The 14,377-nt window shown below is 58.1% G+C and carries 14 protein-coding genes; 5 read left to right on the plus strand and 9 right to left on the minus strand.

Features of this window, described 5'->3' with window-relative positions:
- Positions 1 to 33: 33 nt before the first annotated feature.
- The 6 genes from J7380_RS15235 to rpiA form a co-directional block, all read right to left on the minus strand.
- Positions 34 to 1,524, minus strand: a complete 1,491-nt coding sequence (locus J7380_RS15235; protein ID WP_348539112.1) for a Do family serine endopeptidase — start codon at positions 1,522 to 1,524, stop codon at positions 34 to 36.
- A 131-nt stretch (positions 1,525 to 1,655) separates the two neighbouring features.
- A complete protein-coding gene (locus tag J7380_RS15240) occupies positions 1,656 to 1,850 on the minus strand; it encodes a DUF2065 domain-containing protein (protein WP_209196614.1) in 195 nt (64 codons plus the stop codon).
- On the minus strand, positions 1,850 to 2,728 hold the full coding sequence (locus J7380_RS15245; protein ID WP_170352777.1) for a protease modulator HflC: 879 nt from the start codon (positions 2,726 to 2,728) through the stop codon (positions 1,850 to 1,852). Before J7380_RS15245 ends, J7380_RS15240 begins: the two co-directional genes overlap by 1 nt.
- A complete protein-coding gene (gene hflK, locus J7380_RS15250) occupies positions 2,728 to 3,873 on the minus strand; it encodes an FtsH protease activity modulator HflK (RefSeq protein WP_209196615.1) in 1,146 nt (381 codons plus the stop codon). Before hflK ends, J7380_RS15245 begins: the two co-directional genes overlap by 1 nt.
- A gap of 72 nt (positions 3,874 to 3,945) precedes the next feature.
- Positions 3,946 to 5,304, minus strand: coding sequence for a glutathione-disulfide reductase (gor, locus tag J7380_RS15255; RefSeq protein WP_209196616.1), 1,359 nt, complete (start codon positions 5,302 to 5,304; stop codon positions 3,946 to 3,948).
- A gap of 101 nt (positions 5,305 to 5,405) precedes the next feature.
- Positions 5,406 to 6,191 (minus strand): ribose-5-phosphate isomerase RpiA, encoded by a 786-nt coding sequence (rpiA, locus tag J7380_RS15260; RefSeq protein ID WP_209196617.1) that lies wholly within the window; start codon positions 6,189 to 6,191, stop codon positions 5,406 to 5,408.
- 166 nt (positions 6,192 to 6,357) lie between these two features.
- Here rpiA and J7380_RS15265 point away from each other — a divergent pair, with 166 nt between their 5' ends.
- From J7380_RS15265 to J7380_RS15275, 3 genes are read left to right on the plus strand one after another with little or no spacing between them, the layout of a single operon-like run.
- On the plus strand, positions 6,358 to 7,059 hold the full coding sequence (locus J7380_RS15265; RefSeq protein ID WP_209196618.1) for a glutathione S-transferase family protein: 702 nt from the start codon (positions 6,358 to 6,360) through the stop codon (positions 7,057 to 7,059).
- A 1-nt stretch (position 7,060) separates the two neighbouring features.
- Positions 7,061 to 8,434: an L-serine ammonia-lyase gene (locus tag J7380_RS15270; RefSeq protein ID WP_209196619.1), complete on the plus strand. Its 1,374-nt coding sequence runs from the start codon at positions 7,061 to 7,063 to the stop codon at positions 8,432 to 8,434.
- A 45-nt stretch (positions 8,435 to 8,479) separates the two neighbouring features.
- Positions 8,480 to 9,394, plus strand: coding sequence for a DMT family transporter (locus J7380_RS15275; protein WP_209196620.1), 915 nt, complete (start codon positions 8,480 to 8,482; stop codon positions 9,392 to 9,394).
- On the opposite strand, the gene J7380_RS15280 is transcribed toward J7380_RS15275, so the two are convergent.
- Complete coding sequence (locus tag J7380_RS15280) at positions 9,339 to 10,016, minus strand: thiamine diphosphokinase (RefSeq protein WP_348539113.1); 678 nt, start codon at positions 10,014 to 10,016, stop codon at positions 9,339 to 9,341. The genes J7380_RS15275 and J7380_RS15280 overlap by 56 nt on opposite strands.
- A gap of 153 nt (positions 10,017 to 10,169) precedes the next feature.
- Between J7380_RS15280 and J7380_RS15285 the strand changes: the two genes are divergently transcribed.
- On the plus strand, positions 10,170 to 11,882 hold the full coding sequence (locus J7380_RS15285) for a hypothetical protein (protein ID WP_209196622.1): 1,713 nt from the start codon (positions 10,170 to 10,172) through the stop codon (positions 11,880 to 11,882).
- Between the two features lie 185 nt (positions 11,883 to 12,067).
- Complete coding sequence (locus J7380_RS15290) at positions 12,068 to 12,631, plus strand: GNAT family N-acetyltransferase (protein WP_170750590.1); 564 nt, start codon at positions 12,068 to 12,070, stop codon at positions 12,629 to 12,631.
- 7 nt (positions 12,632 to 12,638) lie between these two features.
- On the opposite strand, the gene J7380_RS15295 is transcribed toward J7380_RS15290, so the two are convergent.
- Both J7380_RS15295 and J7380_RS15300 read right to left on the minus strand, forming a co-directional pair.
- Positions 12,639 to 12,881: a DUF2842 domain-containing protein gene (locus J7380_RS15295; protein ID WP_209196623.1), complete on the minus strand. Its 243-nt coding sequence runs from the start codon at positions 12,879 to 12,881 to the stop codon at positions 12,639 to 12,641.
- A complete protein-coding gene (locus J7380_RS15300) occupies positions 12,881 to 14,176 on the minus strand; it encodes an adenylosuccinate synthase (protein WP_209196624.1) in 1,296 nt (431 codons plus the stop codon). The genes J7380_RS15295 and J7380_RS15300 overlap by 1 nt, the downstream gene beginning before the upstream one ends.
- Between the last annotated feature and the right edge of the window lie 201 nt (positions 14,177 to 14,377).

The raw sequence follows: 14,377 nt of genomic DNA on the forward strand, positions 1-14,377 counted from the left end.
TACTCTGGCCTTCCACTGTTTTTTGCAAGTTGATTACTGTTCCAGACTCAGCGCGACAAAGCGAGGGTCACCGCCCCGACGTACCAGCAGAAGCAACGATTTGCGCCCTGCTTCGCCTGCTTCCACCATGCGCGTTTCGAAATCTTCGATCGATGTCACTTTTTGCTGCCCGGCCTCAGTGATCAGGTCACCAGCGCGCAAACCTTTGGCATAGGCTTCCGAGGCTTCATCAACTTCGGTCACCACAAGACCTTCGGCCTCTGCATCCAAGGCCAAATCTGACCGCAGCTCATCCGTCAGTGGTGAGATGGTCAGGCCCAGAATATCGGCGTTTTCTTCAACCGGCGCTTCAGGCGCATCTTCTTCACTGCTCTCAGACCGCTCAGCGTCTTCGCGGCGGCCCAACGTCACCAGAACGGTCTGCGTTCCGCCGTCGCGATGCACCACAACACGGACTGCTTTGCCAACTGTGGTCTCTCCAACCTGACGGACCAGACCACGGGTATCTTCGACCTCGACCCCATCAAAGCTGAGGATCACGTCGCCTGCCAGCAGCCCGGCGTCCTTGGCCGGACCATCCGGCACGTCACTGATCAGCGCACCGCCCGGTTTGTCCAGACCCATTGCCTCGGCCATATCCTCGGTCACGTCCTGAATGCGCACACCCAGCCAACCACGGCGCGTTTCACCGAACTCGCGCAGCTGGTCCACGACCTTGATCACGACGTTTGACGCCATCGAAAACCCAATCCCGATCGAGCCGCCATTGGGGGACAGGATCGCGGTGTTCACTCCGATGACCTCGCCCTCCATGTTGAAAAGCGGACCGCCCGAGTTACCCCGGTTGATTGCGGCATCCGTCTGAATGTAGTCATCATACGATCCGCTGAGCGCCCGGTTGCGCGCAGATACGATACCGGCCGAGACCGAGAATCCCTGACCCAACGGGTTACCCATTGCAATCACCCAATCGCCCACGCGGGCCACATCGCTGTCACCGAACTGCACATATTGCAGCGGCCCCGACGCCTCGACCTTAAGAAGCGCGATATCGGTTTTCTCATCGGTGCCAATCACCTTAGCAGGTAGCTCTTTTACGGGCTGACCATCGCCGGGGAAAAACTCGATCAGGATTTCATCGGCTTCTGCGATGACGTGATTGTTGGTTACGATGAACCCATCTTCAGAAATCACAAATCCCGAGCCCAGCGCATTACTGCGGCGCGGGGCGTTCTGACCATTGTTCCCGCGGTCCTGAAATTCGCGGAAAAAATCCTCAAACGGAGACCCTTCGGGTACGATCCCCTGAGGACCGGATTGGCCTTCGATCAGAGTTGACGTTGTGATGTTGACCACCGCCGGGCTGATCTTTTCGGCCAGAGGAGCAAGGCTTTCGCCCCGCGCCTGCGCTGCGACGGCCTGCGCCAGCACCAACAGCATCCCGACAAAGGCCAACCACATCAGCCGCGTGAAACCAACAACTTCGTCCCGCCGGACGGAAATACTGCGCGCTTGTGCCTGCACTTGGGAACTCCTTGTCGTCAACTCTAACTGGATCGCCCTTGGGCGTTCCTCCTTGGCAACCAATGTAGTCGGTTTGGCCAAGCCCGCAACTGAGGATCGCGGAGAAATCACCGGCAAGTGAAAACCCTGTGTTAAAACCCGACCTGATACGCGCCCCACAGCAGCACCAATCCACTGACCACACAGAGCAGCCCCGCCAGTCGCCGTGCTTGTTCGGGCAGCGCACGCAGCGCCTCGAGCATACGCTCAATAAGCGAAGGGGCCAGCGCATAGGCCAGCCCCTCGACAATCAACACCAGCCCGAAGGCCAGAAGGATCATGCCCATTACCGACCGCCTTGGCCGGAAGGCGATTTCAGATAGTTAAAGAACTCAGAGTCCGGACTCAGAACTAGCGAGCTGTTGCCCCCCTGCAGCGCCTGTTCATAGGCCGACAGGGAACGGTAAAACTCAAAGAACTCAGGATCCGCGCCATAGGCTTCGGCAAAGATCGCGTTGCGTTCGGCGTCGGCTTCACCACGAATGATCTCGGCCTCGCGGTTTGCATCCGAGACCAGTTCAACCACAGTACGATCAGCCTGCGCCCGCACACGCTGCGCCGCCTCGTTACCACGGGCGCGCTCATCGGTGGCCTCACGCTCCCGCTCGGCTTTCATCCGGTCAAAGGTCGCCTGAAGGTTGGCCTGCGGCAGATCTGTTGCTTTCAGACGTACGTCGATAACAGTCACACCCAGCGCGCGTGCTTCGGCAATCGCGCTGTTGCGAATGCGCAGCATCAGTGCGGCCCGGTCCGAACTAAGAATATCGCGGGACGACACCGAACCCAGAACCTCACGGGTCTCGGCACGAAGGATGCTATCCAGACGATTTTCGGCAACCGGGATGCCACCGGTACCAACAGCCTGACGGAACTGGTTCAGGTCCGCGATCCGGTACCGGGCAAAGGCATCGACCACCAGACGTCGATCATCCAGAGGCGTGACCTCAAGCGGTTGTACGTCGATCGACAGAATGCGGTCATCATAGCGCACGACCTCATCAAAGATCGGCAGTTTAAAGGCAAGGCCCGGCGTTTCCTTGACATCGACAACTCGGCCGAACCGCAGAACCAGAGCACGTTCGCGCTCATCGACGATAAAGATCGAAGACAGTCCAAGGACGCCGATAATTACAAGGATGATGAGGATAATGGGTGATTTACGCATCAGTTGCTCTCCTGCCCAGAATTGCGGCGCAGTTCGTTCAACGGCAGGTAAGGTACAACCCCCTGCCCCGAACCGGTCGAGTTCTCATCAAGGATGATCTTGTCGACATCTCCCAAAACCTGCTCCATCCGTTCCAGATACAGGCGCTTGCGCGTCACTTCAGGCGCCTTGCTGTATTCTTCCAGAACTGCGCTGAAACGGCTGGCCTCACCCTGTGCGCTGTTGATCTGTTGAGCGCGATACGCCTCGGCCTGTTCCAGAACCTGCGCAGCCTCACCACGGGCTTCCGCCAAAACTTGGTTGGCATAGGCGTCAGCAACGTTCTGCAATCGATCCCGCTCTTGCGCGGCGGCCTGAACGTCACGGAAGGCGGCGATCACGTCTTGCGGCGGGTCGGCTTTGTCAAAGTTCACACGGATGATGTTTACGCCCGAATCGTAGCTGTCCATCGTCGACTGGATCAACTCTTGCAGGCGTTCACCGATGATACCACGATCCCGGTTCAGGATCGGCGCCAGCTCGCTTTGAGCAATAATCTCACGCATCGCCGATTCCGACACAGCCTGGATGGTTTGGCGGGGATCACGCAGGTTGAACAGGTATTTCGCCGGATCGTTGATGTTCCAGACAACCTGATAGTCGATGTCTACAACGTTTTCGTCGCCGGTCAGCATAAGACCATCATCGCTACCGCGTGCACCGCCCATAACCTCGGTCTGTTCTCGCGTAACCGGGATGACTTCGGCAGTTACAAAGGGCCACGGGGCAAAGTTAAGACCGGGGTTCCCGACAGAGGAGAACTCGCCCAGGAAAAGCTCTACCGACTGCTCTTCTGGTTTCACTGTGTACAAACTAGCAGCCGCCCATAGTCCGGCCGCGACCAGCGCGCCAATTGCTATGGTCCCTTTGGTAAAGATGGGACCGCCGCCCCCGCTGCCCTGACCATTGCCGCCACGGCCCGAGCCACCACGACCGCCCATCAGAACGCGCAGTTGCTCTTGCCCTTTTTTCATCAGCTCGTCGATCTCGGGGATCTGCGGGCCATCGCCTTCGGGCGGGCGTTGCCCGTTCCCGTTGTTACCCCGATTTCCTCCGCCGCCAGAAGAGCCTCCGCCCCCCCAGGGGCCACCGCTGTTGCCCGCCATGTGTATCTATTCCCTTGTGTTGGACCGTGTGATCACGGGTTCCCTTGTAACTTGTGTGCGCGCGGTTGCAAATCAAGCAGTGCGCACAGGTTGCCGCATTGTCACCAGCTCTTCGGCCATGACCGGGTGAACGGCGACCGTGCGGTCGAAATCTTCTTTGGTTGCGCCCATTTTTACGGCAATGCCCGCCAGCTGGATCATCTCACCCGCGCCGGGCGCGACGATGTGACAGCCCAGAACCTTGCGCGTGGCCTGAGACACGATCAGCTTCATCAGTACACGCTGAGTGCCCCCCGCAAACGCCTTTTGCATCGGTTTGAACGAAGTCGCATAGACCTCGATCGGCTCCTGCGCGGCGGCCTCTTCCTCGCTCAGGCCCACTGTGCCCATTTCAGGCTGGGTGAAAATGGCGGTGGGGATGAGGTCATGATCCACGGGCGTCGGGTTGCCCTTGAACACGGTTTCCACAAAAGCCATGCCTTCGCGGATCGCAACCGGGGTCAGGTTTACACGATCAGTCACATCCCCGATGGCATAAATCGAGGGCACGCCGGTCTGGCTGTATTCATCAACGATGATCTCACCCTTACGGCCACGCTCAACACCCACGGCCTCAAGCCCCAGGTTATCCGCATTGGGCGCACGACCAGTGGCGTACATAACCACGTCAAATTGATCCTCGGTGCCGTCAGTGGCCTTAACGCGGATCTTGTCGCCCTCTTTCGTCATCTCAAGCACGTTGGTGCCCAGACGCACGTCGATGCCGTTCTGGCGCATCTCTTCACAGATCAGACCGCGCGCCTCTTCGTCGAAACCGCGCAGGATTTGCGCGCCGCGATAGAACTGCGTGGTCTTTACGCCCAGCCCGTTCATGATCCCGGCAAATTCGCTGGCGATATACCCCCCGCCTACGATCAGGATGCTTTCGGGTAGTTTCGGAAGGTGGAAAATCTCGTTCGAGGTGATCGCCAATTCCGACCCAGGGAAGTCCGGCACAACCGGGCGACCGCCGGTGGCGATCAGGATGTGCTTGGCGGTCTTGCGGGTACCGTCGGCCAGTTCGACCGTATGCGCATCAACGATATGTGCGCGCTGGTCAAAGCTTTCGACGCCGTTGTTTTTCAGGATATTGCGGTAGATACCTTCCAGCCGGTCCAGTTCCGTCACCAGCTTGCCGTGGAACGTATCCCAGTCAAACCCGCCGGGCTGGATATCCCAACCATAGGCCTGCGCGTCACCGACCATGCTTGAAAACTCGCTGGCGAAGACCATCAGCTTTTTTGGCACACAGCCCCGAATGACACAGGTGCCGCCATAGCGATCTTCTTCAGCCAAGGCCACTTTGGCCCCGTTTTCGCCCGCCGCCACACGCGCTGCGCGTACCCCGCCCGAGCCGCCTCCGATGACGAAAAGATCATAGTCAAAGCTCATCCTGAGTTCCTTTTTGTCAGGCCAAAATTCGTTGAGTATCTGGGGTCGAATACCGCACTGCCAACCCTTGGTCGCCCAAAAAATCCATCATCGGGCCAAGTTTAGTCCGCTATATCCAGAAACAGGTTCTCGCTGTTGTCTGGCGAATGCTCGGTCTCGACCGTTCCTTCATTGATATCCCGGATTTCCACTCGGCCATTTCCATGCCCGACTACAACCTTGTCGCAGATATCAATAAACAACCCGTTCTCGACGACGCCCGGCACCTGGTTCAGAACCAACGCCAACTGTCGGGCGTTTCCGATACGTTGCAGGTGCAGATCAAGAATATGGTTGCCTTCATCTGTAACAAACGGAGCTTCACCATTGAGACGCAGGGTCGTCGAGGTTCCAAGGACGTCCATCGTGTCCAAAACCTCCTCCACCAAAGTTCGGGTCGTTTGCCAGCCGAAGGGGATAACTTCCAAGGGCAAAGGAAAAGCGCCCAGCGTTTCAACCTCTTTGCCCGCATCCGCAATAACCACCATCTGGTCGCTGGCGGTCGCCACGATCTTTTCCTGCAAATGCGCGCCACCGCCGCCTTTTATGAGGTTTAATTCCCGATCAAACTCATCGGCACCGTCGATCGTCATATCCAGCCATCCAGCCTGATCCAGCGAGACAACCTCGATCCCGACCTCGCGCGCCAGTTGGGCTGTCCGGGTCGAAGTTGGAACTCCTTTGATCTTCAACCCCACTTTCTGCACCCTGTCGCCCAACCGGCGGACCATCCATTCAGCTGTCGACCCGGTGCCCAACCCAACCCGCATGCCGTCCTGAACCATGTCGGCTGCACGGCGCGCGGCGACGTATTTTGCCGTGTCGATGGGTGACATCCCTACGGTCATTGCAGCATCCCCCTGTTTTGCTGCCGAAACTTATACGGAAGGACTGCGCCAACTGCGAGACCGAATCCGCCAATTCCTCAGTTATCCAATGCCAAAATACGCGTTTCCTATGGGAAACGTCGCAATCGAGACTTTCGGGAATTGATGTACGGTATAGATAGGTTTCATGGACACGCGATATCGCCTTCACTACGCCCCTGACAACGCCTCGCTGGTGATCCGGCTGGTGCTGGAGGAGATGCGCTTGCCCTACGATACCGTATTGGTTGACCGCGCCCGAAATCAGCAAGCCAGCAGCGCATATCTTGCGCTTAATCCCAACGGGTTGATCCCTGTTCTTGAAACGCCCCAAGGGCCGGTTTTTGAAACCGCCGCCATTCTGCTTTGGTTAACTGACACGCACAAACAGATGGCCCCCGCCCCCGACAGTCCGGACCGCACCGCGTTTCTGAAATGGCTATTCTTCGCTTCGAACACCTTGCATGCCGACATGCGGATTCTGTTCTACGCGGACAAGTACATTGATGCCGATCAGGCCGAAACACTGCGCGAAGGCATCCGTCCTCGCCTGCGCCACCACCTGAAATTGCTTGAATCCGTGGCCGCAGGCGCGCCCGAGTGGTTTCGGGCAGACGCACCATCTGCCCTGACCTATTACATTGCGTGTATGATGAGATGGATGGCGCTGTATCCTACGGGCTCGGATCACAGTTGGTACCAACTGGCAGATACACCGCACCTGCAACACATCCTGATGAATTTGGAAACCCGCCCTGCAACGCGCGCCGCAATCGCGGCCGAGGGGTTGGGGGTCACACCCTTTACCTCACCCACATACGCTAACCCTCCGGAAGGCTCTGCTATCTGATATGTTCCTGTCAGTCTTCGATATGTTCAAAGTGGGCATCGGCCCGTCTTCGTCGCACACAATGGGGCCGATGGTCGCCGCTGCGCGGTTTCTAGACCAGATGCGGGCGTCGCCCTTCGAATTTACGGGGCTGCGTGGGTCTTTGCATGGTTCGTTGGCGTTCACCGGCGTCGGACACGCAACTGACCGGGCAACCATTCTGGGCCTCGCTGGATTTGTGCCCGATACCTACGACCAAGACATGGCCGAGGCCGCGCTGACCGAGATCCATGCGACGCACAGCGTTTCTCCCGAGGGTCTGCCCACGCTTGAGTTCAATCCCAAGACTGACTTGGTCTTTGACTATGAACACCACCTTTCGGGCCATGCAAACGGCATGATCCTGATGGCCACCGATGCACAGGGCGACGTCATCCTGCGCCAGGTTTTCTACTCGATCGGTGGCGGCTTTGTTCTGACCGAAGAAGAACTGGCCGAGGGCAAAGCGACAGACGAAGGTGCTCCTGTGCCCTTCCCGTTCAAGTCGGCGGTCGAGATGCTGGACATGGCCAAGGCCAGCGGCAAAAGCATCGCCGAAATGAAGCGTGCCAACGAAATCTCGCGCGGCTGTGCAGACAGTTTTGCCAAAGGCACTGCGCGGTTGTGGCAAGTGATGAATGACTGCATCGAGCGCGGCCTGACCACCGACGGCATTCTGCCCGGCGGTCTTCATGTGCGTCGCCGGGCCAAGGGTATCCACGATGCGCTGCAGGCCGAACGCGGTATGAACCTGAACGCGCCTCATACAATCAACGATTGGATGAGCGTTTACGCCATGGCCGTGAATGAGGAAAACGCCGCCGGAGGTCAGGTGGTCACCGCCCCAACCAACGGCGCTGCCGGAGTTCTGCCTGCCGTGTTGCGGTATTACCTGGACCACGTGCCGGGCGCCTCGGAAAGCCGCATCGAAGACTTTCTTCTGACTGCTGCGGCCATCGGAGGGCTGGTCAAGTTCAACGCTTCGATTTCTGGGGCTGAAGCCGGATGCCAAGCCGAGGTGGGCAGTGCGTCTGCCATGGCCGCTGCAGGGTTGTGCGCGGTCATGGGCGGAACGCCCGAACAGGTAGAAAACGCCGCCGAGATCGCACTGGAGCACCATTTGGGCATGACCTGTGACCCGGTTGCAGGATTGGTGCAGGTGCCGTGCATCGAACGTAACGGGCTTGGGGCGATCAAGGCCGTCTCGGCAGCTTCACTGGCGCTGCGCGGGGATGGTCATCACTTTGTGCCCTTGGATGCGGTGATCGAGACCATGCGCCAAACCGGCCATGACATGCACGAGAAATACAAAGAGACCTCGTTGGGCGGTCTTGCCGTGAACGTACCGAACTGCTGACGCTTCGGCTTTCATCGGCCGTTTAAACGGCTTAGCGTAATCGATATGACAGTCGATCGCCCCGTTCTTGGCATAATGCTGATGCTTGGCTTTTGCATCCTCGCCCCCGCAGGCGACGCGATGGCCAAACTGCTGGGCGAGACAACACCGGTCGCCATGTTGGTCTTCGTCCGGTTTGCCGTTCAGGCGCTGGTACTGGCACCTCTGGTTGCGTTGACTGGACGTACTTGGAAGATGCAAGGCCGCGCGCTGCGGCTGACGGTTGTGCGGACAATTCTGCACATCATCGGCATCAGCGCGATGTTTACATCTCTGCAATACCTGCCTTTGGCGGACGCGGTCGCCATTGTCTTTGTTATGCCTTTCATCATGCTTTTGCTGGGTAAATACGTGCTGGGAGAGGAAGTGGGCCTGCGCCGCCTGATCGCGTGTATCGTAGGTTTCATTGGTACTTTGCTGGTCATCCAGCCAAGCTTTGCACAAGTCGGTGCAGCGGCTTTGCTACCGCTTGTGGTTGCCGTTGTCTTCGCCTTGTTCATGCTGGTCACCCGGCAAATCGTCAAACAGTCCGATCCGATTTCCCTGCAAGCGGTGTCTGGCGTAATGGCCTCGGTGATCATGTTACCGTTTCTTCTGATCGGAACCGCCGCGGGTGCATGGGAACTGTCTTTGATCGCACCGACCGGCAACACCTATGTGTTGCTTTGGGCCATTGGACTGCTGGGTACGGCGGCACATCTGTTCATGACGTGGTCGCTGCGCTATGCGCCCTCGGCCACACTGGCCCCAATGCAATATCTTGAGATACCGGTCGCCACCCTGTTCGGCTGGTTTATCTTCCGTGACCTGCCCAACGGCATCGCCGCCGTGGGCATCTCCATAACGATCGCTTCGGGGCTTTACGTCATTCTAAGAGAGCGGGCCAGCGCCCGGTCTGCCCCGACAGAAACGCCTGCATGACCTGATCCAAAGCGTCGCGCGGCAGCATCACAAGCATACCCGGCCCGTCCATCTGCAGCTCCACATCAGACACCACACGATTGGACGTCCCAATCTGCCCATCCGGGGCAAATTGCAAACCGTCTATGGGCCATTCCAACCCCTGACTCCGCCCGGTTACATGCCGAAATGGAAACAATGAAACCACATCGCCCGATCCTAAATTGAGCGAGATCTGAGGCGGCGCATGAAATACGACTTCATGCGATCCGATCAAAATACAAGGCCGATCTTGTCTGACAGACAAAGTGTTGAGCACTGCTAGCTGGTGATCCAGTCGCCCTCCCAGAAAGCCGACGCCCAGCGCCAATGGCGTATCTATGCTACAAAGGGCCTTATCGAAATCCGTGCTATCCTGTTCACAAATCCGAAACAGTCGATCTGGTGGAATCCGAGCCTCTGCAACGGCTTCAAGCGAATCAAAATCCCCGACTACGGCATCGGGAACCAGCCCAGATCGCATCAAGTGATTTGCCCCGCCGTCAGCAGCGACGACGCATTTGGCGCGAATCAGCGTCTGATTCAGATCCTCCGGCCCGATTTGTCCACCGCCGACCAACAAAACTGGCTCGTTTGTACGCACAATCGGTATATTTTTTCCTAGATTGATCATTTTTCCCGGATTTGGACACATTGAGACCACAAAATGATAGGTTCATGGGCATAGTTCTGGGTCAACAACTATACCTTCTGTCGGGTGGGTTGGCTCTCGTAGTTTGTAAAGGACGTGCGTCTGATGGTACAGAATAACAAGGTATTGACCGTTTCCTACGGCACCTTCTCATGCACATTGGAAGGCTTCGACGACTCTTTCGAGACGATGAAGGCGATTGCAGAGTACTTCCGCGATCTGGCTGCGGAAGATCGCTATTTCGGATCGGAGCCCCCTCAGCCGGATGCGGAAATGCTAGCGCGCATTGCGCAGCGTGATGCCGCGCGGCGGATCGAAGCCAGCGAAAACGATCACGGACTTGTTTTGCGGGCGACTGACCAACCCGCGCCCGCACCTGTCGCTTCTGCCCCGCTCCCAACGCCGACGGCGCAGGCGGAAGAACCAACCGTGCCCGAAACTGACCCGTCACCAAATGCAGAGCCACTCGCAGCAGACAGTATTGCCGCCAAGCTTCAGCGCATTCGGGCCGTGGTTTCTCATACCGACGAAAACACAGTCATCTACGCCGAGGACGAAGAAACGTCGCTGATGAATGCCGATGCCGGCCCCAGCGACGCTGTCGCGGCCGCGTTTGCGGCTGGAACCCTAAGCTCTTCGGATTTCGAAGAAGAGGTTCAAGACACCCCGAACCTTGATACTGAAGCCCCTGATTTTCAAGGCGCCGATTTCGAGGAAATCGTGGAGGAACCCAAACAGGAAGACCCCACCGCTTTCCAGCAAGAACCGGGCTTCGGAGACCATGCGGAACCAGACCAGAAACCTGCGATGGACGAACCCGCTAGGGTGAACGAACCGCCCGTAGCGCAGGAACCGCTGGAGGCACAAGAAGAGGCCGAACTAGCCGTCGGATTCGAACAAACCGATCTTCGCGACGAATCGTCCTCTCAAGACGAAGAACCGTCCTCTCAAGACAATGCACCTGAGGAAGACGAAGAAATCGTGAATATCCTCAGCGATTACGCCATGGATGACGAGGCCGCGACCGAGGATGAAGACGAAGAGGTACTTCCCGATGGTTTCCTGACGGCAAACGACGAAGAAGACCTACTGAGCGAAATTTCGAACGTTGAAGAGTTCCTGGCCCGGCGCGCTGCAGACACTGGCGCAGGCGTATCCGGCATGGACCAGGACGTGTCGCGGTTGATGGACAAAGCCGACGTCCAAATGGACGACCCCGCAGCCAGCGACCAACGCGAGACCTATTCGCATTTGCGCGCTGCCGTCGCGGCCACTGAAGCCGAACGCAGTGGCAAAGCACCTGAAAGAACTCTGGCGGACTCCGATGAGGACGAGTACCGGGATATGACCTCGTCCATCAGCCCCCGCCGCCCTGAGGTTGAGGTAACAAGCACGCGTCCGCAGCCCGAGGCACTGGCCCCGCTGAAACTGGTGGCTGAACAGCGCGTTGATACACAAGAATCATCTGACGACCCTGTAACCCCGCGCCGCGTCCGAGCGCAGGAACAAGACAACGCGACCGAAGAAGGCGGATTTGCTCTTTATGCTCAGGAACAGGGTGCCCAATCCCTGCCGGACCTTCTAGAGGCCGCAGCGTCCTACTTGTCCTTTGTCGAAGGTCAGGAACAATTCTCGCGTCCGCAGCTTATGAACAAAATCCGCTCATTGAAGCAGGATGAGTTCAATCGAGAAGAGAGCCTACGCTCGTTTGGGCAGCTTTTGCGCGACGGCAAAATCGAAAAAGCCGGGGGTGGTCGGTTCGCGGCCTCTACTCAGATCGGGTTCCGTCCCGATGATGACGAGCGCGCTGCCGGCTGACGGCCAGTAAACACCCAGGTTAAAGAGGTCCGAGTTTTCTCGGGCCTCTTTTTTATGCCTTTTCCAATCCTCGGCGGATTAATGCGGGAATGACGAAACGTCAGCTATGCTGCAGTGCAGAAAAATGATAGTATCGAAACCGTAGAAACTAGTCCTATAGACACTGTTCAAGCAGAGGCTAAGCCATGTATGAACTACCAATTCGACGACTAAGAATTTACGACACGCCGAAAGTTACAAGCCATTTCAACAGCCTGGACACCGATGCACTGGCGTCGCGATTTGGTGCTCCGGTTAGCCGCACCTTCCTTGACGCTTACCTGAGCCGGATCTTTGATGACGGTGCTTTGGTATACGGTGCGTTTCCCGATTCCTGTTTGCGCGGCGTTGGGGAATTGCGAACAGTACCAGACCGCCAAAATCAGGTGGCTGAGCTGGCCTTTACCGTAGAAACCGCCTGGCAGGACCGAGGCATCGGCGACGCGCTTTTATCCCGGATCATTGCCGCCGCCCGAAATCGCGGGTTTCGCGAAGTTCACATGATGTGTTTGGCGACCAACCAAAGAATGCGCCGCTTGGCGTCTAAACACAAAGCCGATCTAAAACTGGTCACGGGTCAGGTCGAGGCGACCCTGACCCCCCCATGGCCCACGCCTTTCAGCCTGGTCGAAGAAATCTCGGGCGAATACCACGCCCTCGCTCGGGCCATCCTGACTTGGCCCAGAATTGAGGTCAGGGGCGGTCGTTAGAACCGCCCTATTCAGACGGATTATCCGGATCCTCTTTTCCGACGCCCTTAAATACGAATTTGAATGGCAACGCCCAAAGAATACCGAGCACCACGTAGATCAGGAATTCCAGCCAAATCGGTGGGCGGTCCAACCAGTTGACCACAGTCACAACTGCGACGATGTACAGTGGCAGCCCAACCAGCAAAAGCACCAGCGACCACCGCCGCCGGGCTTTATAGCTAAGGCCGGTTTTCTCGTTACCGCTCATCAGTCGGCAAACGGGTCGGTCACCAGAATGGTGTCATCCCGCTCCGGGCTGGTGGACAAAAGGGCAACCGGGCATTCGATCAGTTCTTCGACCCGACGCACATATTTGATCGCGTTGGCCGGCAGATCAGCCCAGCTGCGCGCGCCCTCGGTGGATTCGCTCCAACCCGGCATTTCTTCGTAAATCGGTGTGCAGCGTGCCTGCTGATCCGCGGCGGTGGGTAGATAGTCCAGACGTTCGCCATCCAGATCGTAGCCGACGCAGATTTTCAGCGTCTCGAACCCGTCCAGAACATCCAGCTTGGTCAGCGAGATGCCGTTCACACCGCTGGTCGCGCAGGTCTGGCGGACCAGACAGGCGTCAAACCAGCCGCACCGGCGCTTACGCCCGGTGGTGGTGCCGAATTCATGTCCACGCTCACCCAGACGCTGCCCATCTGCGTCGTCCAACTCGGTCGGGAACGGGCCTTCGCCCACGCGGGTCGTATAGGCTTTGACGATGCCCAGAACAAAGTCGATCGAGCCCGGCCCGATTCCAACACCCGTGGCGGCCTGCCCTGCAATCACGTTGGACGAGGTCACAAACGGATAGGTGCCAAAGTCGATATCCAGCAGGGCTCCCTGCGCACCTTCGAATAGAATGCGCTTACCGGCTTTGCGCTTTTCATTCAGTACCTTCCAGACCGGAGCCGCAAAGGGCAGGATTTCCGCCGCGATCTCTTTCAACTGCGCAATCAGCGCGTCACGGTCCACAGGTTCGATCCCCAGTCCTTTGCGCAACGGATCATGATGCTGAAGCGCGCGGTCCACCCGCGCCTCCAGTGTCGCCTCATCGGCCAGATCAGCAACACGGACAGAGCGGCGACCCACCTTGTCTTCATAGGCCGGGCCGATACCACGGCCGGTGGTGCCGATCTTGGTACCTTTGCTGGCGGCTTCTTCGCGCGCCCGGTCCAGCTCGCCATGAATCGGCAGAATCAGCGGGGTATTCTCGGCAATCATCAAAGTGTCGGGCGAAATCTCGACACCTTGCGCGCGAATGGTGCCAATTTCCTTGAGCAGATGCCACGGGTCCAGCACCACGCCATTGCCGATCACGCTCAGCTTGCCGCCCCGCACAACGCCCGAGGGCAGCGCGTGCAGCTTATAAACCTCGCTTTCGATGACCAGAGTATGCCCGGCATTGTGCCCGCCCTGAAAACGCGCGATCACATCTGCCCGCTCGCTGAGCCAGTCGACGATCTTGCCTTTTCCTTCGTCACCCCACTGGGCGCCGACAACAACCACATTGGCCATACCCGGTCCTTTTGCGCTGAATTATCAAACCTCGCTCGTATAGCGAGGAGAACGCGGCAGGGAAACCGATAATTCGCCGCAGTTTTGAACCGCGCTGCGCGCGCTGCCTCCGGCGGGGATATTTATAGACAGATGAAGAGCGGCTCCCCGCTTCACCTGTCCGAAAAATATCCCGGGGGAGTCGCCCGGAACGGGCGGCGG

The sequence above is a fragment of the Ruegeria sp. R8_1 genome (genome assembly GCF_017743815.1).
Lineage (GTDB): Bacteria > Pseudomonadota > Alphaproteobacteria > Rhodobacterales > Rhodobacteraceae > Ruegeria > Ruegeria lacuscaerulensis_A.